Source organism: Flavobacterium sp. N2550 (genome assembly GCF_025947265.1).
In the GTDB taxonomy this organism is placed as follows: domain Bacteria; phylum Bacteroidota; class Bacteroidia; order Flavobacteriales; family Flavobacteriaceae; genus Flavobacterium; species Flavobacterium endophyticum.
In genome coordinates this window covers 2354859-2380317 of sequence record NZ_CP110007.1, presented here as the reverse complement: position 1 = coordinate 2380317, position 25459 = coordinate 2354859, and the positions used below count along the sequence as shown (strand labels likewise).

Genomic DNA, 25459 nt, shown 5'->3' with positions numbered 1-25459 from the left:
ACAAATTATTAGGTAAGTTTTTTTTGAAAAAAATTTCAGGCAATAAAAAAACCCATACAATTTGTATGGGCTTTTAAAAGACTATTCTAGATGATTTAGTATACGAAAATTGGCCTTTCACTCATCATTTCGTTTACTTCGTCAGCTATCTGCTCTAAAAGTTCTTCATTGGTATGATCTTGGATTACTCTGTCAATCAAGTCAACGATTGTTTCCATATCCGCTTCTACTAAACCGCGAGTCGTGATCGCAGCAGTTCCTACACGGATACCTGAAGTAACGAATGGTGACTTGTCGTCAAACGGTACCATATTTTTATTTACGGTAATTTCGGCTTTTACTAAAGCATTTTCAGCTTCTTTGCCTGAAATGTTTTTGTTTCTCAAATCAATCAGCATCATGTGATTGTCAGTTCCGCCAGAAATGATATTGTAGCCTCTTTTTACGAAAGCTTCTGCCATAGCATTGGCATTCTTCTGCAATTGTCTTGCATACGTAAAGAATTCGTCAGACAAAGCTTCTCCAAAAGCAACCGCTTTAGCCGCAATGATGTGCTCTAACGGACCGCCTTGGTTTCCAGGAAAAACAGCACCATCAATTAAAGACGACATCATTCTGATTTCTCCTTTTGGCGTCTTGATTCCGAATGGATTTTCAAAGTCCTTCCCGATCAAAATCATCCCGCCGCGAGGTCCTCTTAATGTCTTGTGTGTTGTAGTCGTTACGATATGGCAATGTGGAATCGGATCATTCATCAAGCCTTTAGCAATAAGCCCAGCCGGATGCGAAATATCCGCCATCAAGATTGCGCCAACGCTGTCAGCAATTTCTCTGAAACGAGCAAAATCCATATCACGTGAATAAGCAGAAGCTCCTGCGATAATCAATTTTGGTTGTTCTTTTGTAGCAATTTCTTGGATTTTGTCGTAGTTCAAACGGCCTGTCTCCTGCTCTACTCCGTAAAATACAGGATTGTATAATCTTCCGGAAAAGTTTACTGGCGATCCGTGTGTCAAATGTCCTCCATGAGACAAATCAAAACCAAGAATTTTATCGCCAGGCTTTAGGCAAGCATGGTAAACAGCTGTGTTCGCTTGAGAGCCAGAATGCGGCTGTACATTTGCATATTCAGCACCGAACAATGCTTTTGCTCTGTCGATTGCTATCTGCTCGATTACGTCAACTACTTCGCAGCCTCCATAATATCTTTTGCCAGGATAGCCTTCGGCATATTTATTTGTCAGGATAGATCCTGCCGCTTCAAGTACTTGGTCGCTTACAAAGTTCTCTGAAGCAATCAGTTCCAAACCGTGAATTTGTCTGTCTTGTTCTTCTAATATTAAGTCAAAAATTTGTTCGTCGCGTTGCATTTGATAATTTTTTGTTAATTTGAGGACAAAAATACGAAAAGCGTTTGTTAAAATGCCATATAACGATATATTTGATACTTGATTTATAAACAAATAAACTAACAACAATAATGCCTATAACAGCTAACGACCCAACCAGAAAATCTTGGCTAGAAGTCCCAACAGACAGCGATTTTCCGATACAGAATATACCTTTTGGAGTTTTTCTAACCAAAGATGATGTTGTCACAATCGGAACTAGGATTGGCGATTTCGCCATTGATTTGGGTGCCTTGCAGCAATTAAACTATTTTGAAGGAATTGACCTGACGGACGATATGTTCATGCAGGACACTTTAAATGATTTTATATCCGACGGAAAAAAGACATGGCGATTGGTGAGAAACCGAATTGCTGATATTTTTGATGCAACTAATGCCGAATTGAGAGACAATGAAAAGCACAGGGAAACCGTGATTTTTAAAATTGAAGAGGTCGAAATGCAGCTTCCTGTCTTGATCGGAGATTATACCGATTTTTATTCGAGCAGAGAACATGCTACCAATGTTGGTAAAATGTTCCGTGATCCAGAAAATGCTTTATTGCCGAACTGGCTTCATATTCCAGTAGGCTACCATGGCAGAAGCTCGACGATTGTTCCTTCGGGAATTCCGGTGCACCGTCCAATGGGACAGACTTTGCCTAACGGCGAAACGACTCCTGTTTTTGGTCCATCGAGATTAGTTGATTTTGAATTGGAAACTGCTTTTATCACGACGGATGCTAATATCATGGGCGAAAATATTCCAGTACATGAGGCTGAGGATTATATTTTCGGAATGGTGCTTTTAAACGACTGGAGCGCTAGAGATATCCAAAAGTGGGAATATGTGCCGCTAGGACCTTTCTTAGCAAAAAACTTTGCTTCATCAATCTCACCTTGGATTGTGACTATGGATGCTCTAGAGCCTTTCAGAACCAAAGGCCCTCAACAAGAGCCAATGCCGTTGCCTTATCTGCAAGAGAAAGGCAAAAAAACATTCGATATCAATCTAGAAGTTTCTTTACAGCCTGAAAACGCTAAGCCGACAGTTATTTCCAAATCGAATTTTAAATATATGTATTGGAGCATGAGCCAGCAATTGGCACATCATACTTCAAACGGATGCCGTGTGAATTCTGGCGACATGATGGGTTCTGGAACTATTTCGGGACCTACTCCTGACAGTTTCGGTTCGATGCTGGAACTTACTTGGGGCGGAAAAAATCCTATCACCTTGAGCGACGGCACAGAACGCAAATTCATCAATGACGGCGATACCGTAATCATGAAAGGCTTTTGTACAAAAGAAAATGTAAGGATCGGTTTTGGTGAGGTTTCAAGCAAGCTTCTGCCTCCATTCTTTAGAAAATAATAGCAACTACATACTTCTTAAAAGCTCCGGTAATTCGGGGCTTTTTTGTTTTGGACATAAAAGCTAAAACAGCTTCAAAAAAAGATATATATTTGCTTAAAATTTTACCTTTTATGAAGAAAATTACTACCCTGTTTTTGATTCTAGTTTTAGCTTCTTGCGGCGTGAAGCAGACCACAAACATGCTCACCAGCGGCGATTATGATGGAGCAATCGATAATGCCGTAGGCAGCCTCCGATCTAACAAGGACAAAAAAGGAAAACAGGATTATGTTTACTTATTAGAAGAAGCTTTTGCCAAAGCAAAAGAACGCGACCTGCGTGATATCCAATTCTTAGCAAAAGATGCCAATCCGCGAAATCTGGAACGCATTTATACGACTTACGTGCAATTAAACAACCGCCAGGAAAAAATACGTCCGCTGTTACCTTTGCGACTGATGAAAGAAAACAGAAATGCTATTTTTCCTTTTGATGATTATTCAGACCAGATTGTTAGCAGCAAGAATGCGCTTTCGAAATATCTTTATGACAATGCAAAAGCGTTGTTGTTGACAAAAGACAAGATGACTATTCGCCGTGCCTATGATGATTTAGCTTATCTTGACCAGATTAACCCTAATTTTAAAGATGTGCGAAAGCTGATGGACGATGCCTTGTCTAAAGGTACCGATTATGTGAATGTTTATATGAAAAATGAAACCAATATGGTCATTCCTACGCGCTTGCAAAATGATCTTTTGGACTTTAGCACCAATGGCATGAACGACAAATGGACCGTATACCACAGCAGCAAGCAAAAGGGAATCGATTATGATTTTGGAGTCGTGGTAAACTTCCGCCAGATTACTATTTCTCCAGAACAAGTAAAAGAAAAGCAATTTATCAAAGAGAAGCAGATAAAAGACGGTGTTAAAAACCTGACAGATTCTCGTGGAAATGTCGTAAAAGACAGCCTTGGAAATCCGATCAAAGTTGATAAATTCAAAACCATCAAGATTGATATTTATGAATTCACGCAATTCAAAGCGGCTCAGGTTACTGCCAAAGTTGATTATGTAGATTATAAAACAAGCCAATTGTTGCAGACTTTCCCGCTATCCAGCGAATTTGTTTTTGAGAATATTTACTCGAATTATAGAGGCGATAGAAGAGCTGCTGACGAATCCTATTATACCTACTTTAATCAAAAAGCAGTGCCTTTCCCTTCAAACGAACAGATGATTTACGATACGGGTGAAGACTTGAAAGTAAAATTGAAGGATATTATTTCTAGAAACAGAATCAGGAGATAATCCTTAAAAAATAGCCGTAAAAGCAAAGCTTTTGCTTCGATAACGAATTACATTACAATAAATTAACATAATTAGTATTTATTTATAAGATTTTATAGGTTAATTTTATAACAACCTAAATTTATCAATTATGAATAAAACTACTATGCTATGCTCATTCCTCATGAGCTTGTCGATTTATGCACAAAAAATCGATAGTTTCGATCGTATCGAAGTGGATGGCTTTTACACCAATCCCCTATTTTCTCCCACGGGAGAATTTGTCTTACTTACTGGAGAGCATTTAAAAGGTGTCTATCTCCTAGACCTAAAAACAAATAGTGTCAAACCTATTTCTGACAAGCCTGGCAGCGGTTATTCGTATGTCTGGGACAAATCGGGCAATTCTTTTTATTACAAGGAAAAATCCGAAAAAGAATATTTTTCCAATGCCAAGGTAATCAACTACAACATCCGCGACCAGTATTCTAAAAAGGTTGAAAACATCGACCATAATTACCTGCCTTCTTATAAAGGAGCACCTTCTAAAAAAGGCGACCAGCAAGTAGTTATCTATACCAATCTGGCCAGCTTAAAGATTGAAGCTAAAGATTTGGCTACATCGAAACAATGGACCGTGACCAAAGACGAAGGGCAATTTTATAACGCCCTGCTTTCTAACGATGGCAAAAAAGTGGCCGTTCATAATGGAGCCGACATTTATATTTATGACTTGGATGGAAATTCCAAAGGCCGAAAAATAGGTACTGGAATAGCAACAGCATGGTCTGACGACGACAGTTATCTTATCGGATTTTTAGACGAGAGCGAAAACGGACATACCGTAAGCAATTCAGAATTGTATCTTTTTGATGTTAAAAATGCCAAGACCAAAAAGATTACCAATACAGAAGTAATTTCTGAAATGTTTCCAACAATCCACAAGGACAAAGTCATTTTTTCAGATGACAAGACCGGAAGACTCTTTATCGCAACTCTAAAAATGAATTAAGATGAAAAAAATAACTTTTATACTCAGTTTATTGCTATTGTCTTTAGGAGTAAACGCACAGATAATTGTCCTTGATCCTGGGCATGGTTATGGAACTAGCACAAGTGACAATCCAGATGGTAGAACAGCTACCGAAATTGAAACCGCTTTGGCTGTCGGACAAAAAACAAAAGCTTTGATTGACAACAGCTGTACTTGGACAGCACATCTTACAAGAACGACCAATGTCAACGGCTGGATTTCTGTCAACCAAAGAGCCTTAATGTCGAACAACTGGAATGCCGACCGTCTTTTGAGCATCCATTGCAACGCGGGTGGCGGAACTGGAACCGAAACGTTTTATTGTACAGCCGACGATACTAGCACGGCACCTGATATTGCTTTTGCGCAAAAAATTCAAGCCGATATGGTGACGCACGGTTCATGGACTAACAGACGTTGTGTAGAAGACAATAGCTTTTTAGCGTATCATTTGGGCGTCTTGCGTTATTCTTCTGCAACGGCCTGCTTAAATGAAATCGGTTTTGTCGATTTTACTTCTGATGCTACAAAACTAAACAGCAATACGTGGAGAGACAGTTTTGCTTTGGCCTATTTCAATGCATTGAAGTCGAATTTAAACCTTACTTGCAGCGCTGTGGCCGCACCGGGAACTTTTTCTCTGACTCTTACTCCGGAATGCAGCGGTACTTCAACTCAAAACCGATTAAATTGGACTGCTTCTAGTAATGCAACTGGCTATGATATCTATAGAAACGGCGCGCTGTATGCCAGTAATATTTCTGGAACACAATACATCAATACGCTTGTAACTGGAGGAACTACATACACGTATTATGTTATTGCAAAAAACAGTTCTGGAACAAGAACCAATTCTAACGGAACGCTTTCTGCCGCAACCCTAGTGTGCAACGCAACACCTGGAAGCTTTACCATTACTGCGACTGCGACTTGTAGCGGGACACAAAGCGCAATTAACGTAACATGGACAACATCCAGCAATGCAACTTCGTATGATATTTACAGAAACGGAAATCTTTATGCTCCAGATGTAACTGGAAATTCCTTCTTAAATACCTACCTGATTGTAGCTGGAACAAGCTATTCGTATTATGTAAAAGCCAAAAATGCTAACGGCTCGGTCAACAATTCTAACGGAACGCTTTCAAGAACAGCCATCAGCTGTACGTCAGGAAGAGAAGGAAATTCTATCGGAAAATCTGAATTGGATGTGAAAATCTATCCAAATCCAAATGATGGGCATTTTGTTATTGCAGTCGACAAAGCCTCTGTAGGCGAAATCAGCTATTCGATATATGACATCACAGGGAAACAAGTAGAAATGAGAAGCTTGGACAGCGATAGACAATCTGAAACAGCAATCGATATTTCTAAATTCCCTTCCGGAACTTATATAGTCAACGTAAAAGCTGACAACCAAGAATTTACAAAAAAAATTATCAAAAATTAGCAATCGCATTTTGCATTAGCAATACTTATAGAAAATCTGAAGCAGGTCAATCAGCTTCAGATTTTTTTATATGCTTTTATAAACAATTTGTTAAAAAACATCAAAGCCATAATTTTTTATTTTTTTTGCCTACATTTGCAGCGATGAATAATTACAAGTTACATACAACTTCACGGACAATCTCAACCCAAACTTCACGGGTTGTGCGGTCATAATTTGTACCGCCAAGCTACATCGAGTCCGAATTAGTTTATTCATTTTTCATTTTTCTTAGTTTTGAAACTTTCAACTTTATCCTTGGGATTTTACTATCCTGACTTTACCGTATTATTTTTAGATTTTTCAGCTTTGGCTTTTTTCCGGCCATAGGTCTGCTTATATTTTTATGAAATAGGTCCGCCCTATTTTTTCCATCCGTCACGATTTTACTATCCTATTTTTTAATCCAATCATACATTTAAAAATGAATGTATCCATCTGTATTGCTCAAGAAGAGCATTATAAATTTGCGCAGGAAATATGCGACACTATGGAAGCTTCGGCACTTTTGAGAGGTACAGGAATCGCCAAAAGATCACCTGAATACATCCAAAAGAAAATGCAAAACAACGATGCCATTATCGCTTTAGAAAACGGAAAATTTGCCGGATTCTGCTACATCGAAAGCTGGGAACATGGCCAATTTGTTGCCAATTCTGGACTCATTGTTCATCCTGACTACCGTCATTTGGGGCTTGCCAAACAAATCAAGAAAAAGGTTTTTGAGTATTCCCAAGAAAAATATCCAGGAGCTAAAATTTTTGGAATTACGACAGGTTTAGCAGTCATGAAAATCAATTCTGATTTAGGCTATAAACCAGTTCCTTTTTCAGAGTTGACGACAGATCCTACGTTTTGGGCAGGCTGTAAAGGCTGTACCAACTATGACATCTTAGAAAGGAAAGAATTCAAGATGTGCCTATGTACAGGAATGCTTTATGACCCAAACAACAAAAAACCGGAAGAAATCAAATTCAATAAAAAAGTGCTGACCCGATTGAGACAAATCAAGCAGACATTTTTAAAAAAATAATACCATGAAAAAAGTAGTTTTAGCATATAGCGGCGGTCTGGACACTTCCTTCTGCCTGAAATATTTAAAGAACGAAAAGCAGTTAGAAGTCCATACTGTACTGATAAACACAGGCGGTTTTGATGCAGAAGAATTAGACGCTATCGAAAAAAGAGCTTATGAATTAGGAAGTGCACAGCATATCAATTTAGATATCATCGACCACTATTACGAAAAGGCAATCAAGTTTTTGGTATTTGGCAACGTATTGAAAAACAACACATATCCGCTTTCTGTAAGTGCTGAAAGAGTTTTTCAAGCAATTGAAGCCGTCAAATATGCCAAAAAAATTGGCGCTTCTGCAATTGCTCACGGAAGCACGGGTGCTGGCAACGACCAGATTCGTTTTGACTTGATTTTCCAGACAATTGCTCCAGAAATGGAAATCATTACGCCAATCAGAGATTTGAAATTGTCAAGACAAGAAGAAGTCGATTACCTGCAAAAAAATGGCGTAGACTATTCTTGGGAAAAGGCACAATATTCTATCAATAAAGGAATTTGGGGAACAAGCGTTGGCGGTAAAGAAACGCTGACCTCTAATTTGCCGTTGCCAGACAGCGCTTATCCATCTCAGCTTCAAAAAACAGAAGCAGAAAAAGTAACCTTGCATTTTGAAAAAGGAGAAATCGCGGGTATCAACAACGTATTTGACAAGCCTTCAGCAAATATCCTAACCCTTGAAAAATTGGCAAGTGCTTTTGCTATTGGGAGAGATATTCATGTTGGCGACACTATTATCGGCATTAAAGGAAGAGTTGGTTTTCAAGCTGCAGCCCCATTGATTATCTTAAAAGCACACCATCTTTTAGAAAAACATACGCTTGGAAAATGGCAGCAATACTGGAAGGAACAGCTCGGAAATTGGTACGGAATGCTTTTTCATGAAGGCCAATTTTTAGATCCTGTGATGAGAAACATCGAGGCTTTTCTAGAAGATACTCAAAAAAATGTAACCGGAACTGTAACCGTAAGCTTAAAGCCCTATCATTTTTCTTTAGACGGAATTAAATCTGACCACGATCTGATGAATACCAAATTTGGACAATATGGCGAAATGAACAATGCTTGGACTGCCGATGACGCTAAAGGTTTTATCAAAGTCCTTGGAAATGCGCAGTCGATTTATTCACAAGTAAATACCGTTGATTATGATTAAGGCAGGAATTATTGGAGGCGCCGGCTACACGTCTGGCGAATTGCTAAGAGTTTTGGCAAACCATCCTAATGTAGAAATCGATTTTGTTTTTAGTACTTCTCAAGCAGGAAAACCTTTGACTATTGCACACCCTGACTTGATTGGAGAAGTAGATTTATTATTCACAGATAAAATAAATCCTGAAGTAAATATCGTATTTCTTTGTTTGGGACACGGAAAATCAAAAACATTTTTGGAGAATAACCATTTTGCATCGCATACAAGAATTATCGACTTGAGCAATGATTTCCGTTTAAGTAATGATGCTGGTTTTCAATCAGAGTCCTTTATTTATGGCTTGCCGGAATTGAACAAAGACAAAATTACCACAGCAAAATATATTGCAAATCCAGGTTGTTTTGCTACAGCGATTCAATTGGCGCTTTTGCCTTTGGCTTCAGCAAATATATTGCAAGACGATATCCACATCAATGCCTTGACAGGAAGTACAGGTGCTGGAGTTCAGCCGACAGAAACAACACACCATAGCTGGAGAAATTCAAATATTTCACACTACAAAGCCTTTGAACATCAGCATTTAGCGGAAATTCAGCAAAGCTTATATCAACTACAAAGTGATTTTAAAAACGAACTATTGTTCATTCCAAATCGAGGCGAATTTACCAGAGGAATTTTTGCAACGCTTTATACAAAAACAGACAAAAGCATCGAAGAAATGACCAATTTATATCATAATTTCTATAAAAACCATCCTTTTACGCTGGTTACGAATCAAAGTATCAGCATGAAAATGGCGGTGCAGACAAACAAATGTATCATCAGTTTGGAGAAAAAGGGCGGTTATCTTTTGATCACTTCAGTAATCGATAATTTATTGAAAGGTGCTTCAGGACAAGCCGTCCAAAATATGAACTTGATGTTTGGGCTTGATGAAACCACCGGGCTCCAACTAAAACCAAGCGGATTTTAAACAAAAAAGAAAAAGAAAAATGAGCTTATTCAACGTATATCCAATATATAACATCACTCCCATCAAAGCTTTGGGAGCTAAAGTCTGGGACGACAAGAATCAGGAATATCTTGATTTTTATGGCGGTCATGGCGTAATTTCTGTCGGACATTCCCATCCAAAATATGTGGAAGCGATCAAGTCACAAATTGAAAAAATTGGGTTTTATTCCAATTCCATCCAAAATCCGTTACAAGAAACTTTGGCAAAAAAACTAACTGCAATTTCAGGCTATCCAGATTACAGCTTGTTTTTATGCAATTCAGGTGCTGAGGCTAACGAAAATGCCTTAAAACTCGCTTCTTTCCATAATAAAAAGTCAAAAGTAGTTGCCTTTCAAAAAAGCTTTCATGGAAGAACTTCAGCTTCGGTTGCCGTGACTGACAATCCATCGATCATAGCGCCGATTAACGCGAATCATTCTGTAATTTTCTTGCCTTTGAATGATATCAAACTCGTCAAAAAAGCCATTTCAGAACATGAAATTACGGCCGTAATCATCGAAGGAATTCAAGGCGTTGGCGGTTTAGATGAAGGAACGACAGCATTTTTTAAAGAACTAGAAAAAGTCTGCAATGACAATAATGTCATCTTGATTTTAGACGAAATACAAAGCGGATACGGACGTTCCGGAAAGTTTTTTGCACATCAGTATCACGATATCAAGCCTGATATTATTACGATGGCAAAAGGCATGGGCAATGGTTTTCCAATCGGCGGATTGTTAATCAGCGACAAATTTCAGGCTTCTTATGGCCTACTCGGAACTACTTTCGGTGGTAATCATCTGGCTTGCGCCGCGGCTTTGTCTGTTTTGGAGATCATTGAAGAAGAAGGAATTTTAGAAAATGTAAAAAAACAGTCGGATTATTTTATCAAAGCGATTTCTGGCCTATCCCAAATTAAAAAGATAAAAGGAAAAGGCTTGATGCTAGGCTTGGAATTTGATTTCGACGTAACAGAACTGCGTAAAAAATTAATCTACGACCAGTTTATTTTTACGGGAAATGCTTCCCAGAAAAATCTTTTAAGAATCCTTCCGCCGCTTACTATTTCTGAAAATGAGATTGACCAATTTGCTGTCGGATTGAAAAATGCATTACAATCTTTAAATTAAAACATGAAAAAGTTCACTACTGTAGATGATATTAATGATTTGGACGAACTGATTTTAACAGCCAAAAAAATCAAGTCAGATCCTTTTGGAAACCCCGAATTGGGTAAAAATAAAGTGCTAGGGCTGCTATTTTTTAATCCAAGCCTAAGAACTCGATTGAGCACTCAAAAAGCATCTCTAAATTTAGGAATGGATTGCATTGTGATGAATCTCAACACCGAAGGCTGGTCGCTTGAATTCGAAGACGGCACGGTCATGGACGACACCAAAGCAGAACATATCAAAGAAGCGGCACAAGTAATCTCGCAATATTGCGACATTGTTGGCGTGAGAAGCTTCCCCACTCTGACCGATAAAGAAAAAGATGAAGCAGAACAGGTAATTAATTCATTTGTAAAATATTCATCGATTCCGGTTATCAGTCTGGAAGGCGCGACTGAACATCCGCTTCAGGCTGTTGCCGATGCGTTGACTATCCAAGAATATAAGACCAAAAGAAAGCCAAAAGTCGTATTGACATGGGCGCCGCATCCAAAAGCGTTGCCACATGCGGTTCCCAATTCTTTTGCTAAAATTATGAAGCTTTCCGAATATGATTTAGTCATCGCACATCCGAAAGGCTATGAGTTGAATCCAGAAATTACAAAAGGAACGACGATCACGGACAATCAAGACGAAGCTTTCAAAAATGCTGATTTTATCTATGCTAAAAATTGGAGCTCTTATAACGATTATGGAAAAATCCTTTCCAACGATACTAATTGGACAGTTACAAAAGAGAAAATGGCGCTGACAAACAATGCAAAATTTATGCATTGCCTTCCGGTGAGAAGAAATATGATTGTTTCGGATGAAGTTTTAGATAGCGAAGATTCTATCGTAATACCGCAAGCCAACAACAGGACTTTCGCCGTACAAGCCATATTGACAAAAATTCTGGAAAATGGAAAATAAGCCTAAAATCAGCATCGTGAAAATTGGAGGCAATGTGATTGACAACGAACAATTATTGAACACATTTCTTCAAGATTTTTCTGAATTGGAAGGATACAAAATCCTAGTGCATGGCGGCGGTAAAAAAGCCAGCGAAATTGCCGAAAAAATAGGATTACAACCTTCTTTTGTCGAAGGAAGAAGAATTACCGACAAATCAATGCTCGAAGTTGCTGTAATGACCTATTCGGGTTTAATAAACAAGCAGATTGTGGCCAAATTGCAGCAATTAAAAACCAACAGCATGGGGTTTTCAGGAGCCGATGGCAATCTGATTTTATCTGAAAAAAGAAATAATACAGCAATAGACTTTGGATTTGTAGGCGATGTCATAAACGTAAACAACAACTTACTTTCTGCTTTGCTTTCGCAAAATATCATACCTGTTTTTTCAGCCATTACGCACGACGGAAATGGACAGTTGCTGAATACCAATGCCGATACGATTGCCTCAGAAATTGCCATTTCCTTATCTAAAGAGTATGATATTGAGTTGATATATAGTTTTGAGAAAAAAGGTGTACTTCTCAATTCAGAAGATGAAAATTCTATAATTGAAATACTTGATTTTGAAAAATTCCAACTCTTGAAAGAAGAAAAAGTCATTCACTCCGGAATGCTTCCGAAGCTTGAAAATTGTTTCAAGTCGCTTGCAAATGGTGTTCAGAGTATTATCATCGGAAATCAAAATGCATTGAAAAGCAAAGTAGCGACTAAAATAAAATTATAATTATGAGTCTTAAAACCATAACACAACTAACCAACGAAGCAATTGATTTATTAAAGAAATTGATCGAAACACCTTCTTTTTCTTCTGAAGAAGCACAGACTGCATTACTGCTGGAACATTGGTTTAGCAATAACAAAATTCCATTCAAAAGAGAAAATAACAACATCTGGGCAAGCAATCTTCATTTTGACGCGTCAAAACCGAATCTTTTGCTGAATTCTCATCACGATACGGTGAAACCAAACGAAGGCTATACCTTGAATCCGTTTAAAGCTGTCGAAGAAGATGGGAAATTGTATGGACTTGGAAGCAACGATGCAGGCGGCTGTTTGGTGTCTTTACTAGCTACATTCACATATTTTTATGCTGATGAAAATCTTCCTCACAATCTCATCTTTGCCGGAACTGCAGAAGAAGAAAGCAGCGGACCAAATGGATTGAACAGTCTGTTGAAAAACCTTCCTGAAATTGAATGCGCCATTGTGGGTGAGCCTACAGAAATGCATTTGGCCATTGCTGAAAAAGGTCTTTTGGTTCTTGATATTGTCGTTCCTGGAACAGCGAGCCATGCTGCGCATCAAAATTTAGACAACCCTATTTATAATGCGTTGCCTATTATCGACTGGTTCAAGACCTATGAATTTGAAAAAAAATCAGAAATTCTAGGGCCTGTAAAAATGACGGTTACGCAAATAAACGCTGGAAAGCAGCACAATGTCGTTCCGTCAGAATGCAGTTTGGTAGTTGATATTCGTGTAAACGATTGCTATACCAATGCCGAAATTTTGGAAATCGTACAGCAACACGTATCTGCGAAAATAACGCCGCGATCCATGCATTTGAATGCTTCTTCGATTGACAAAAATCATGCTTTGGTCCAAGCAGGAATCCGTTTAGGACGAAATACGTATGGCTCTCCTACTCTTTCTGATCAATCGGTATTAAGTTGCCAATCGATGAAATTAGGTCCCGGCAATTCGCTTCGTTCACATACCGCAAATGAATTTATTTATCTGGATGAAATTAAAGAAGGCATCGATTTGTACATCAAAATTTTATCTAATTTTTTTAACTCTAAACACTAAACCATGAAACTTTGGGAAAAAGGAATACCGACAGACCAGAAAATCGATATTTTCACAGTCGGAAATGACAGAGAATTGGACTTGGTTCTAGCAAAATATGATGTTTTGGGCTCTATTGCTCACGCTAAAATGCTACATAAAATAAACATCCTTACAAAAAAAGAAGCGACTGATTTGGTACTGACTTTAGAAGATATCTTAGTTCAAATCCAACTAGGAAACTTTACGATTGAAGACAGTTTTGAAGATGTACATTCAAAAATCGAATACCTCTTGACCGAAAAACTAGGCGACACTGGAAAGAAAATCCATACGGCACGTTCCAGAAACGATCAGGTTTTGGTTGATATTCATCTCTATCTGAAAGATGAAATTTCTGAAATCAAAAAACTAGCAAAAGCACTTTTCGACCTCTTAATTTTATTAAGCAGAAAATACGAAAATATCATACTTCCTGGATACACACACATGCAAATCGCCATGCCTTCTTCCTTTGGAATGTGGCTTTCTGCTTATGCCGAAATAGTAATCGACGATATGATCTTGCTGAATGCGGCACAAAAAATCGTTGATCAAAATCCGTTGGGTTCAGCCGCAGGTTATGGAAGTTCTTTTCCTATTGACAGAAGTTTTACGACTCAAGAATTAGAATTTGCTACATTAAAATACAATTCAGTTGCCGCACAGATGAGTCGCGGAAAATCAGAAAAAACAGTAGCATTTGCAATGGCTGGTTTGGCATCGACTTTATCTAAATTAGCCATGGATATTTGTTTGTATATGAGCCAGAATTTCAATTTTATCAGCCTTCCAAACCATTTGACGACAGGTTCCAGTATCATGCCGCATAAGAAGAATCCTGATGTTTTTGAATTGATTCGAGCAAAATGTAATAAGATACAAGCATTGCCATATGAAATTACACTATTGACAAACAACTTGCCAAGCGGCTATCACAGGGATTTCCAATTGTTGAAAGAAGGGCTTTTTCCGGCGATACAAAGCTTGAAATCATGCTTGGAAATTGCTTGTTTTTCGATAAAAGACATTCAAGTCAATGAAACTATTCTGGACGATAAAAAATACGATTACCTGTTTACAGTCGACAGCCTGAACGAATTAGTAAAGCAAGGAATTCCGTTTAGAGATGGTTATAAAATTATTGCAGAACAGATTGAAAACGGAAACTACAAACCTTCAAAAGAAACTTTGCATACGCACGAAGGAAGCATCAACAATTTATGTTTGGACAAGATTGTCTCAAAAATGGCCGAATTGGCCTAAATTCAAGCCACAGAATAAACTTACTCTGTGGCTTTTTTATTTTAGATCTTGCTTTTCAAAGCTTCAGCATCAATTTCACTATGGGAAACATCATAAACAGACTGTCCGTTTTTAATCAACAACAGCTGTGGCGATTGATGGATTACGTGAAAACGTTGTGCAATTTCGTTTGAAACATCTCTATGATTTAATAAATCAAGGAAATAAAGCGAAGCACTATTTTCATCCGAGTATTCCCTTTCAAAATTTTTCAATGCCATCCTGCTGATACTGCAGCGCGTGCTGTGCTTAAAAATCACAATCGGCTTTTCTTCCGATTCTTCCACGATCGAGTCCAACTGTTTTAATTCTGTTAAAGCATTCCAGTTTAAGCTATTTTGATTCGTATCTTTAGATTCCGATTCATCAGAATTACCAAAAAGGTTAGTAAAAAAACTCATATCGTCAGGTTTTAAGACTTTTTGTCTTATTTAATTTGTAAAAAATTATCTTTTTAAGCCATTTTGTCAGATTTACCCTATTGGAATATAAATTGAAATGACTTTATCAAATTTAAAAATTTAATCTATGAACTTTAATAATTTTACCATAAAATCTCAAGAAGCTATCCAAAGAGCACAACAAATTGCTCAAAACTCTAGACATCAGCAGATTGAAAACGAGCATATCGTAAAAGCAATTTTTGAAGTTGATGAAAATGTAACGCCGTTTCTGCTTAAAAAGCTGAATGTAAATATTGGGCTTCTGCAGCAGATTTTGGACAGTACGTTGCAATCCTTTCCAAAAGTCTCAGGTGGCGACATCATGTTGTCCAGAGAAGCTTCGAATACTTTAAATGCCGCTACTACTATTGCAAAAAAGATGAATGATGAATTCGTTTCGATCGAACATCTTCTTCTTGCCGTCTTTAATTCAAAAAGTAAGATTGCCCAAATTTTAAAAGATCAAGGCGTTACTGAAAAAGGATTAAAATCGGCTATTGACGAACTCCGCAAAGGAGAAAGAGTAACTTCGGCTTCTGCTGAAGAAACCTATAATTCATTAAACAAATACGCCAAAAATCTAAACGAACTGGCTAGTAACGGAAAACTCGATCCTGTAATTGGAAGAGACGAAGAAATCCGCCGTGTTTTGCAGATATTAACGAGAAGAACAAAAAACAACCCGATGCTTGTCGGCGAACCTGGTGTTGGTAAAACTGCAATTGCAGAAGGTTTAGCGCACCGAATTGTAGATGGCGACGTTCCGGAAAATCTAAAAGATAAAATCGTTTATTCATTGGATATGGGAGCCTTGATTGCCGGAGCAAAATACAAAGGAGAATTTGAGGAAAGGCTGAAATCTGTCGTAAAAGAAGTCACTTCCGCAGAAGGCGATATCGTCTTATTTATCGATGAAATCCATACTTTGGTTGGAGCTGGAGGCGGTGAAGGCGCGATGGATGCGGCTAATATTTTGAAACCTGCTTTGGCTCGTGGAGAATTAAGAGCGATTGGGGCCACGACTTTAGATGAGTATCAAAAATATTTTGAAAAAGATAAAGCGTTAGAAAGACGTTTCCAAAAGGTCATGGTGGATGAACCTGATACCGAAAGTGCGATTTCTATCCTACGTGGTATCAAAGAAAAATACGAAACACATCATCAGGTACGCATCAAAGACGAGGCTATTATTGCTGCTGTAGAATTATCACAACGCTATATTACCAATCGTTTTTTGCCGGATAAAGCCATCGACTTGATGGATGAAGCGGCTTCAAAACTTCGTATGGAAATCAACTCGAAACCAGAAGAATTGGATGTCTTGGACAGAAAAATCATGCAGCTCGAAATCGAAATGGAAGCCATCAAACGTGAAAATGACGATAACAAACTGAAAAGTCTCGGTTTAGAATTGGCAAATTTAAAAGAAGAACGCAACGAGATTTTTGCCAAATGGAAAAGCGAGAAAGATATCGTAGACAACGTTCAAGCTACAAAAACAGAAATAGAAAACTTTAAGCTGGAAGCCGAAAAAGCAGAACGCGAAGGCGATTATGGAAAAGTAGCCGAATTACGCTACGGAAAAATAAAAGAAGCACAGGAAAGATTGGATGTTTTCCAAAAACAATTGCAGGAAAATGAAGGACATTCTTTAATAAAAGAAGAAGTCACTCGCGAAGATATTGCTGAGGTTGTAGCCAAATGGACTGGAATTCCAGTAATGAAAATGCTTCAAGGAGAAAGAGAAAAATTGCTTCATCTAGAAGAAGAACTTCATAAAAGAGTTGTAGGTCAAGAAGAAGCGATTGAAGCCGTAAGCGATGCCGTTAGAAGAAGCCGTGCCGGACTTCAAGATGTCAAAAAACCAATCGGTTCGTTTTTATTCTTAGGAACAACTGGTGTCGGAAAAACAGAATTAGCAAAAGCACTTGCTTCTTACCTATTCGATGATGAAAATGCCATGACTCGAATCGACATGAGCGAATATCAAGAAAGGCATAGCGTGAGCCGTTTAGTCGGTGCGCCTCCAGGATATGTCGGTTATGATGAAGGCGGCCAATTAACAGAAGCCGTTCGAAGAAAACCCTATTCTGTAGTATTGCTTGATGAGATTGAAAAAGCGCATCCAGATACTTTCAATATTTTGCTTCAGGTCTTGGATGAGGGACGATTGACAGATAATAAAGGCCGTTTGGCGGATTTCAAAAATACGATCATCATCATGACTTCCAACATGGGGAGCTCGATTATCCAAGAGAAATTCGAGAATCTCAAAGGAAATGTGGAAAGCGCAATCGAAGCCGCAAAAGTAGAAGTCTTAGGTTTATTGAAACAGACTGTACGTCCTGAATTCATCAATAGGATTGACGATATCGTGATGTTTACGCCTTTGAACGAAAGCAATATCAAAGAGATTGTAGGACTTCAGTTGAAATCGGTTACTAAAATGCTGGCTCTACAGAATATCACGCTTGATGCGACACCAGAAGCAATTGATTATCTTTCTAAAAAAGGATACGATCCGCAATTTGGTGCAAGGCCTGTAAAAAGAGTCGTGCAAAAAGAAGTCTTAAACGAACTTTCGAAAGAGATACTTTCAGGAAGAATCACGACAGACAGCATTATTCTTTTGGACAGCTTTGACGGAAAGCTAGTATTCAGAAACCAAACCGAATTGGTAAACGAATAATCTTAAAATAGTTTAAATGAAAAAGCCTAATCAATAATATTGATTAGGCTTTTTTGCTGAGAAGAACTTTCGTTATTAGCGAATGCTTCTCTGCGGATAATACTGCCTTATTGTTCTGGTACCGTAAAGTCTTTTTCTTCCAAAACTTCTTTTTCTTTTGAAATAACTTATAATACAGTATCCATTTACAATGAAAGAACAAACAAATAGCAATATAAAACCTCCTTTGAGCGATAGGCTGACCATATCAGTCGAGTCATCGGCAAATCTTCCAGGAAGTGCGTATCCTGAAATTAGAAGTCCAACTGTCGAGATGGCAAAGGTTATGCGTTTCATATTAAATGCGGTTAAATTAAGTTTGAGGCAATCCTAATTCGAATTAAACAGCAGCTCTTAAATACTCATATTCAAATTCTTCGTGGTGGTCATAGGCCACTTCAAGAATATCGATTTCATTGTAGGCTACTTCACCGTCAGTGTCCTCTATGATAGAGATACCCAAAACCTCGAAAGGTCTTTCAATTTGCATATTATTACTAACGATATATTCCATCGCCAGTTCGTCAAAATTTTTAGGATGTAATACAAGCATTACACTATCAGTTAATTCATTTTCAATGATAAATTCTTTGATGCTTAATAAAGTGATTAGATTTTTCATAATGCTACATTTGGTTAGATTAGTAATTATTCTTGGTTGGTTTCTTACAAATTTGGCTTTTTAAATTTACAAATACCATTACTAAGTATTAAATTTTACGCAATAAATTATTAAAATAGTGTTAAAAACATCAAAAAAACCTTGCTTTTTATACTATAAAATTTATGTTTATACAATTACCATTTTTAACAATTCTGGCAAGGGAAGTTTTAGAAAAAAAAGCGATAAAATCAGGCTTTAAAATTCTTATAAAAAAGATCTTTTTAGTAAAAAATTATTTGAACCTTTGACTACAAGAAAAATGTTAAAATATTGCGATCCAATTTTCTGATAGTATTCTAGTTTTCAATTGGAAAGAAAAAGATTGCAAAAGAAATGATGTTAAATAGAAAACTTTAAAAGCAACCTTTTCGATTTTATTCATCTTTAAGAAAAACAATTTAAAAAATTTTATCTATGAAAAAGTTTGCATTAAAAACAATGGCTTTAGTTTTATTCGTTTCAACAGCTTTTACATCATGTAGCAGCGATGACGATTCAGGAAGCTCACAAACCACAGAAAAAGAATTTGTTACGGCCGTAACCGGACCTACAACAGGAACTGTTAATCAAGAAGTGACTCTAAATGTAACTTTCGCGGTTAACAATTCATGTGGCGAATTCAACAAATTTATTGTAGCTACAAGCGGCAACACTAAAACAATTGAGGTTGAAGCGAAATACACTGGAAATAACTGTGGAACTACTCCGTCAACTAAAACGCAGCCGTACAAATTTACTGTTAACCAAGCAGGAACTTACATATTCAAGTTCAAGAAAAGCACTACAGAATTTATTACCCAGACAGTGGTTATATCATAATTCGCTTTATTAAAGCTTTATCAAACACCAGCTCTATGCTGGTGTTTTTGTTTATTTTTGTTTTAAATTATACAAAATGAATATTACCCTTACAAACGATACACTAACTGCGACAATCAATACCAAAGGAGCTGAATTAATTTCGCTGAAAAAAGACAGCAAGGAATTTATTTGGGAAGGAAATCCTGAGTTTTGGGGAAAGCACTCTCCTATTCTCTTTCCAATTGTTGGGACTCTTAAGAACAATAGCTACAATTATAATGGCAAGCAATACCATCTTTCGAGGCATGGGTTTGCTAGAGATAATGATTTTATTGTAAGCGAGGTTACTGAAAATAAGGCGGTATTTTCTTTATCATCTTCGAAAGAAACACTAGAAAACTATCCTTTTGATTTTGAACTGAGAGTAATTTATATCCTTGATAACGATTCGTTGATACTACGATATGAGGTTTTAAATAAAGGAGAATCAAAAATGCCTTTTTCTATCGGCGGCCATCCAGCTTTTGCGCTTCCGTATAACTTTGAAAACTATTCTTTGCATTTTGAAAATGACGAATCAATCATAAGCTACTCATTAAAAGAAGATTTGCTCTCGGAGGAAACAACTACTTTTGAGCTGGCTGAAAATCAGCTTCCGCTTACCTATTCTTTATTTGAAAACGATGCTTTGATTATCAAGAAACTTGCTTCGGAAAAAATCCAAATCCTTGAAAATAATGTTCCGAAAGTAGAAATACAGTTAGGGAAATTTCCAAATCTTGGGCTATGGACAAAGGACAAAGCTCCTTTTTTATGTATCGAGCCTTGGTATGGTTATTCCGACACTATTGCAAGCACGGGTGACTTATTCAAAAAAGAAGGAATTATCATCCTCAATGAAAAAGAGGCCTTTGAAACTTCTTTCGGAATCAAAATCTTTTAATGCTTTGCAGTCAAATTAAATTTAGTTAACAAAGTCGTACAAATCATTATCATCGTTACATTTGCAAAAAAATTCCGATTTACAGTAAAATGAAAAAATACCTGTCCCTCTTCTTCCTGCTAAGTGTTTCCCTTTCATACAGCCAGACTTACGTCAAATTTAATGGAGCTACAGCTTTAGCGCTAATCCCGAATATTGGTGTTGAAACAAGCATTGGCAAAAAAATGACCCTGCAGGTGGATGCTACTGCTTCTTTTTGGGAATCTGTAAACGGAGCTCCGTTCAAAGCCTTCATACTAACTCCTGAAGTGAGGTATCATTTTAATGAAAAAAATAACGGATTGTATGTTGGGGGTAATATTAGCGGAGGGGTATTCGAGTTACAAAAATATGGTTACAAGGATACCGATTTTTACCAAAAAGGTTTAAACTATATGTTGGGAGTCACTATTGGCTATCAATGGAAAGTGAGCGATAAATGGGCACTAGATTTATTTGTAGGTGGCGGGCATCAAGAGGCATTTTATAAAGGTTATTTACTGTCTACTGGAGAACGTTATGATACTTGGGTTCATGATTACAACAAAAGCGGCGAATGGATTTTATATCGAGGTGGCCTTATGATTGCGTATAAAATAAACTAATATACTATTTGAAAGATTATTCTGTTATATTTGATATACAATAGACAGATATATCATGACAGAATTTGAGAAACAGTTTCAGGAAATCAAAAGTTTCTTGGATTTTGAAGATTATTCACTGCTCACCAAAAGAATAATCGACCTAACGCTGGATACCGAAAATATTTCCTTTTATCGAAAGACCAATGATTTATTAGATTGGTTGGATCAGAATGAAAATAATATTGAGGCAAAGAAACAGCGTTTTATCTTACTGCTTGACGAGCTCCACCAATATTTAAGTAGCAAGCCAATACCTGAAAAACAACTTCTTGTTTCTGCAAAAAACATCAAAAAGTCATATAATACTGCAAGTTTTTCCCTTGGTCCTATTAATTTGGATTTAAGCCAAGGAGAAATTCTCGGCTTGGTTGGTGAAAATGGTAACGGAAAAACAACCCTCCTGCGTCTTCTTTGTGGCGAATTATTTGCTACATATGGAGAATTAAACTATACGTTTCACTTCAAAGACTTATTCGAACTAAGAACCCAGCTAGTTTATATCCCGCAAAGAACTGCTACTTGGTACGGTTCGATGTTTGAAAACCTTCAATTTACGGCATCAAGCTATAGCTATAAACCTGAAGAAAACAAGCTTGTTGTAGAATTAATTATAGCGAGGCTAAATCTGAGGAAATTCAGAAATCATCGCTGGAAAGACCTATCCTCTGGATATAAAATGCGTTTTGAATTGGCAAGAATGCTTTTGAGGAAACCAAAAATATTGCTCATTGATGAGCCCTTGGCCAATCTCGACATACTTGCCCAGCAAACCGTTTTAGAGGATTTTAAAGCTATTGCAAAATCGCCATTCCGTCCAATTGGAATTGTACTGAGCTCTCAGCAGCTGTATGAAGTAGAAAAAACTTCCGATCAGGTGATTTTCTTAAAAAATGGGGAACAGAAAAACCTTCACGCTAAATCTTCGGCTGAAAATGAAGAAAAAACTGAAGAACACCTTATCATTGAGTTCGAAAGCGAATGGTCACAGAACCAATTGAACGAGGCATTTTCTGGAAAATTAATTTCTCTTAAATTTAATGGAGGTACTTTTATAGCAACGTTTTCTTCTGAAATGAGCTCGTATGACTTCTTAAGAATAATTACAGAAAAACAGATTCCGCTCCAGTATTTCAGAAATATTTCAAAATCAACTCGAAGATTTTTCGTTTCCTAAACTTATCACTATGTTTAAAAATATACAACAAAAATTGCTGCTCAATCATCCGTTACTTTGGAACAGCAAGGTTATAGTTTTCGCTATATTGGCGCTATTTTTTCATATCATATTTTTTCTTTTGGGATATTCAAAAGGAGAAATCGATTTTACAGATTCTAACGATTATTATAGCTACGGAACTGACAGCTTCACTACAATATCTGTAAGCGTCTTGATAACCATACTTATGTTTATCATCTGGCTTGTCTATTATTCCCGTAACAATGCGTTCAAGTCTTTTTATCCTAAAAATAAACTGTCGCTATTTAAGGAATGGCTCTTGATACTTTTGTTTTGTACCTTGAATGCAACGTATGCTGTTTCGTTTTTTTATGCAAAAGACCTCAGAGCCAGAAATTATTATTCGGAAGAAGAAATCAGCAAACGTTTAGAAACCATAACACTTTCTTCGCTGTTTGTTGAAGGCGCCTTTGAAGAAAGTAACTTTACAATAGAAGAAATAAATGGCAAAAGCGTTCGTATAGAGAGAGATTCTTTTAAATATGCCAATAGAAATTATTCTTTAAAATCGCTTCTGAATAAGCAGATGAGGAGCTTTAATTACTTTACAGGCCTAAAAGATTCATTGATAGAACTCAAAGCCAAACGATGGCTTGTAGAAAACAAAAAAGATTCCGTACAATGGCTTTTCGGAGAGTTTTTCAAGTTATCGAAAGAACATAACCTTACTTCAAATATTACTCCTGAAAAGTGGACGGAACTGATTTATGATTATCCTGAATTCACAAAGTATATTACTGTAGGGAGAACACATACCGAAAACGATCCGATTTACAATTATTATGATGGCGTAGACAACAACTATGATTATGCTGTAGAAACTGTCGATTCTCCTGAAAATGCAGCTATTGATACCTTATCAAAGACTATAAAAATTGTTAACGGACAAGAATTTGTATATTCAAAATATTATGTCCCGTATAACGCATTGGCAAAATCTTATGGCAAGATTTCAAATGCTTATGAAAACCCTGATGTTGATTTTGACTTTATCTTGAGCTTCATTTATCTTTCCATCGGCTTGTCCTTGGCTGTTTTTTCCTTTAAGGTTACTTCTGGAAAAAATTGGCTGATTGCTTTTGTTTCGCTTGGGGTAGTCGGAATCATTACTGGTATATTTTCTGTAATCATAGGCGGTTCTTTTACTTTTCCTATCATTTGTATGCTAGTATTTTTATCGCTGCTGCTCCATTTTGTCCTTATTCTAAAAATAAAAGAAAGCAAAGGAATATCCGGAATAACCTTGAATCAAATTTTATGGATCATGCCAGGATTTATACCCTTGTTGTATTTCCTTGTATTTGAGATTATCAAGGAAACAAGCGGATATAATGATTATGTATACATATACAACTCAAAAGCGAAACAATTTCCACAAGTAGAATGGATGGAGCAACATTTTCATGATGCCATCACTTTAAATATTCTTTTTGTCTTTATCTTTTTGCTGATAATCTCGATTCAGATAAAAAAGTGGAAAGGAATTGCAGAAGCTTAAACTATTTCGGAAATTTTGGAAGGGTCTTGATATACAAATTTTCAACTTTAGTCCTGGCCCAATCGGTCTTTCTTAAAAAGGTAAGACTTGACTTAATGCTCGGATTTTCAGTAAAGCATTTGATTTTTATCAATTCGCCCAAAGTATCGAATCCGTAGAAAGCTACTAGCTGCTCCAGCATCTTCTGAAGCGTAATTCCGTGAAGCGGATTGTTTTGTTGTTTATTTTCCATACTGCAAAAATAAGCAATTGGAAAATTAGTTTAATTTTATATGAAAAATGATGAAAAAATTCTGCCTTATAGCAATCCTGACGATCATGCAACAGCTTTCAGCTCAAAATAACGAAACTACTGTCTTCTTGATCAGGCATGCTGAAAAGGCAGACAATTCGAGCAATCCTGAACTTTCTCAAGCTGGAATAGAACGTGCCTTAAATTGGGCGAAATACTTTGAAAAAACACCTATTGACGTTTTTTATACGACTATGTATCGAAGAACACAGCAAACATGTTCTGCTATTGCCACAACAAAACAAAAAGACATTATTTTTTATAAACCTGAAGCAATGGATTTAAAAAAGATAATTTCAGAAAACGAAAGCAAGACAATTGTAATAGTGGGGCACAGCAATACAATTCCAAACTATATTAACAAGCTCCTAGGAGAACAAAAATATTCCGATATACCTGAATCAGATTTTGGAAATCTTTATGTCATTAAAGCCAATAACACTAAAATAACCTCAGAATTGATATTTCCTTTAAATTAATCCAAATGCTACAATTTGATTTCTCTCTTTTTCCTGTTTTGGAAACCGAAAACCTTATATTAAGAAAAATCCGTCTAGAAGATGCGCTTGAGGTTTTAGATATACGATCTAATCCAGAAACCATGAAATACATCCCTAGACCTTTAGCAAAAACTATTGAGGATGCTGAAAAATTTATAAACGAAACCAATCAGGCAATTGACAATAAAGAGCTCATAAATTGGGCAATTGCTTTGAAAGAAGACGATAAGCTTATCGGAATGATTGGTTTTTTTAGGATGCAACCTGAAAACTTCAGAGGTGAGATCGGCTATATATTACACCCTAATTCACATGGAAAAGGAATTATGAAAGAAGCACTTATAGAAGCACTAAAGTACGGTTTTGAAAAAATGAAATTACATTCTATTGAAGCAGTAATTGATCCAAGAAATATAGGTTCTGAAAAATTATTGCAGAAAACCGGCTTTTTAAAAGAAGCGCACTTTCGAGAAAACTTTTATTATGATGGAGAATTCCAAGATACTGTAATTTATTCTCTTTTGGAAAAATAAGAATCCTCTTTAGTAAATTCTCGGATTATTTTACATAACAATTTCTTAAGCTTAATTGTGGTTTCCTCCAAATGTTGCTACATTTG

Annotated in this window: 25 protein-coding genes; 20 read left to right on the top strand and 5 right to left on the bottom strand. The window is 36.9% G+C overall.

Annotated elements, in window-relative coordinates:
* Window positions 1–95 precede the first annotated feature (95 nt).
* Window positions 96–1370: a serine hydroxymethyltransferase gene (glyA, locus tag OLM56_RS10455; RefSeq protein ID WP_121376504.1), complete on the bottom strand. Its 1275-nt coding sequence runs from the start codon at window positions 1368–1370 to the stop codon at window positions 96–98.
* A 110-nt stretch (window positions 1371–1480) separates the two neighbouring features.
* Between glyA and fahA the strand changes: the two genes are divergently transcribed.
* The 12 genes from fahA (at window position 1481) to argH (ending at window position 15009) form a co-directional block, all read left to right on the top strand.
* Window positions 1481–2764 (top strand): fumarylacetoacetase, encoded by a 1284-nt coding sequence (fahA, locus tag OLM56_RS10450; RefSeq protein WP_264526918.1) that lies wholly within the window; start codon window positions 1481–1483, stop codon window positions 2762–2764.
* Between the two features lie 113 nt (window positions 2765–2877).
* Entirely contained in the window at window positions 2878–4059 is a 1182-nt protein-coding gene (locus tag OLM56_RS10445) for a hypothetical protein (RefSeq protein ID WP_264526917.1), read from the top strand.
* Between the two features lie 130 nt (window positions 4060–4189).
* Window positions 4190–5050, top strand: coding sequence for a TolB family protein (locus OLM56_RS10440; protein WP_264526916.1), 861 nt, complete (start codon window positions 4190–4192; stop codon window positions 5048–5050).
* Between the two features lies 1 nt (window position 5051).
* Window positions 5052–6521, top strand: a complete 1470-nt coding sequence (locus OLM56_RS10435) for an N-acetylmuramoyl-L-alanine amidase (RefSeq protein ID WP_264526915.1) — start codon at window positions 5052–5054, stop codon at window positions 6519–6521.
* A 463-nt stretch (window positions 6522–6984) separates the two neighbouring features.
* Complete coding sequence (locus OLM56_RS10430; protein WP_264526914.1) at window positions 6985–7593, top strand: GNAT family N-acetyltransferase; 609 nt, start codon at window positions 6985–6987, stop codon at window positions 7591–7593.
* A gap of 4 nt (window positions 7594–7597) precedes the next feature.
* Entirely contained in the window at window positions 7598–8791 is a 1194-nt protein-coding gene (locus tag OLM56_RS10425) for an argininosuccinate synthase (protein ID WP_264526913.1), read from the top strand.
* Window positions 8784–9761 (top strand): N-acetyl-gamma-glutamyl-phosphate reductase, encoded by a 978-nt coding sequence (argC, locus tag OLM56_RS10420; protein WP_264526912.1) that lies wholly within the window; start codon window positions 8784–8786, stop codon window positions 9759–9761. The genes OLM56_RS10425 and argC overlap by 8 nt, the downstream gene beginning before the upstream one ends.
* Window positions 9762–9780: 19 nt before the next feature.
* On the top strand, window positions 9781–10917 hold the full coding sequence (locus tag OLM56_RS10415) for an aspartate aminotransferase family protein (protein ID WP_264526911.1): 1137 nt from the start codon (window positions 9781–9783) through the stop codon (window positions 10915–10917).
* A 3-nt stretch (window positions 10918–10920) separates the two neighbouring features.
* Entirely contained in the window at window positions 10921–11871 is a 951-nt protein-coding gene (locus OLM56_RS10410) for an N-acetylornithine carbamoyltransferase (protein WP_264526910.1), read from the top strand.
* Complete coding sequence (gene argB, locus OLM56_RS10405) at window positions 11861–12640, top strand: acetylglutamate kinase (RefSeq protein ID WP_264526909.1); 780 nt, start codon at window positions 11861–11863, stop codon at window positions 12638–12640. The genes OLM56_RS10410 and argB overlap by 11 nt, the downstream gene beginning before the upstream one ends.
* A 2-nt stretch (window positions 12641–12642) precedes the next feature.
* Window positions 12643–13725: a M20 family metallo-hydrolase gene (locus OLM56_RS10400; protein ID WP_264526908.1), complete on the top strand. Its 1083-nt coding sequence runs from the start codon at window positions 12643–12645 to the stop codon at window positions 13723–13725.
* 3 nt (window positions 13726–13728) lie between these two features.
* Window positions 13729–15009, top strand: a complete 1281-nt coding sequence (argH, locus tag OLM56_RS10395; protein WP_264526907.1) for an argininosuccinate lyase — start codon at window positions 13729–13731, stop codon at window positions 15007–15009.
* Between the two features lie 41 nt (window positions 15010–15050).
* On the opposite strand, the gene ytxJ is transcribed toward argH, so the two are convergent.
* Entirely contained in the window at window positions 15051–15449 is a 399-nt protein-coding gene (gene ytxJ, locus OLM56_RS10390) for a bacillithiol system redox-active protein YtxJ (RefSeq protein ID WP_121376517.1), read from the bottom strand.
* A 127-nt stretch (window positions 15450–15576) separates the two neighbouring features.
* Between ytxJ and clpB the strand changes: the two genes are divergently transcribed.
* Complete coding sequence (clpB, locus tag OLM56_RS10385) at window positions 15577–18180, top strand: ATP-dependent chaperone ClpB (protein ID WP_264526906.1); 2604 nt, start codon at window positions 15577–15579, stop codon at window positions 18178–18180.
* Between the two features lie 75 nt (window positions 18181–18255).
* On the opposite strand, the gene OLM56_RS10380 is transcribed toward clpB, so the two are convergent.
* Both OLM56_RS10380 and OLM56_RS10375 read right to left on the bottom strand, forming a co-directional pair.
* The gene (locus OLM56_RS10380; RefSeq protein WP_182493730.1) at window positions 18256–18516 is read right to left on the bottom strand and encodes a hypothetical protein; all 261 of its coding nucleotides are present in this window, start codon (window positions 18514–18516) and stop codon (window positions 18256–18258) included.
* A 43-nt stretch (window positions 18517–18559) separates the two neighbouring features.
* Window positions 18560–18841, bottom strand: a complete 282-nt coding sequence (locus OLM56_RS10375; RefSeq protein ID WP_121376520.1) for a hypothetical protein — start codon at window positions 18839–18841, stop codon at window positions 18560–18562.
* A 456-nt stretch (window positions 18842–19297) separates the two neighbouring features.
* Here OLM56_RS10375 and OLM56_RS10370 point away from each other — a divergent pair, with 456 nt between their 5' ends.
* The 5 genes from OLM56_RS10370 (at window position 19298) to OLM56_RS10350 (ending at window position 24048) form a co-directional block, all read left to right on the top strand.
* Window positions 19298–19702 carry a hypothetical protein gene (locus OLM56_RS10370; RefSeq protein ID WP_264526905.1) on the top strand — a complete coding sequence of 135 codons (405 nt, stop codon included), beginning with the start codon at window positions 19298–19300 and terminating at the stop codon, window positions 19700–19702.
* Window positions 19703–19778: 76 nt separating this feature from the next.
* Window positions 19779–20627 carry an aldose 1-epimerase family protein gene (locus OLM56_RS10365; protein WP_264526904.1) on the top strand — a complete coding sequence of 283 codons (849 nt, stop codon included), beginning with the start codon at window positions 19779–19781 and terminating at the stop codon, window positions 20625–20627.
* Window positions 20628–20716: 89 nt separating this feature from the next.
* A complete protein-coding gene (locus tag OLM56_RS10360; RefSeq protein WP_182493733.1) occupies window positions 20717–21271 on the top strand; it encodes a DUF3575 domain-containing protein in 555 nt (184 codons plus the stop codon).
* 55 nt (window positions 21272–21326) lie between these two features.
* Window positions 21327–22487, top strand: coding sequence for an ATP-binding cassette domain-containing protein (locus tag OLM56_RS10355; protein WP_264526903.1), 1161 nt, complete (start codon window positions 21327–21329; stop codon window positions 22485–22487).
* A gap of 10 nt (window positions 22488–22497) precedes the next feature.
* A complete protein-coding gene (locus OLM56_RS10350) occupies window positions 22498–24048 on the top strand; it encodes a hypothetical protein (protein ID WP_264526902.1) in 1551 nt (516 codons plus the stop codon).
* A 1-nt stretch (window position 24049) separates the two neighbouring features.
* On the opposite strand, the gene OLM56_RS10345 is transcribed toward OLM56_RS10350, so the two are convergent.
* Window positions 24050–24280, bottom strand: a complete 231-nt coding sequence (locus OLM56_RS10345) for a VF530 family DNA-binding protein (RefSeq protein ID WP_182493736.1) — start codon at window positions 24278–24280, stop codon at window positions 24050–24052.
* A 47-nt stretch (window positions 24281–24327) separates the two neighbouring features.
* On the opposite strand from OLM56_RS10345, the gene OLM56_RS10340 reads away from it, so the two are divergent.
* Together OLM56_RS10340 and OLM56_RS10335 are read left to right on the top strand one after the other, a co-directional pair.
* Window positions 24328–24819 carry a phosphoglycerate mutase family protein gene (locus tag OLM56_RS10340; RefSeq protein ID WP_264526901.1) on the top strand — a complete coding sequence of 164 codons (492 nt, stop codon included), beginning with the start codon at window positions 24328–24330 and terminating at the stop codon, window positions 24817–24819.
* Between the two features lie 5 nt (window positions 24820–24824).
* Entirely contained in the window at window positions 24825–25373 is a 549-nt protein-coding gene (locus OLM56_RS10335) for a GNAT family N-acetyltransferase (RefSeq protein ID WP_264526900.1), read from the top strand.
* The last annotated feature ends 86 nt before the right edge of the window (window positions 25374–25459 follow it).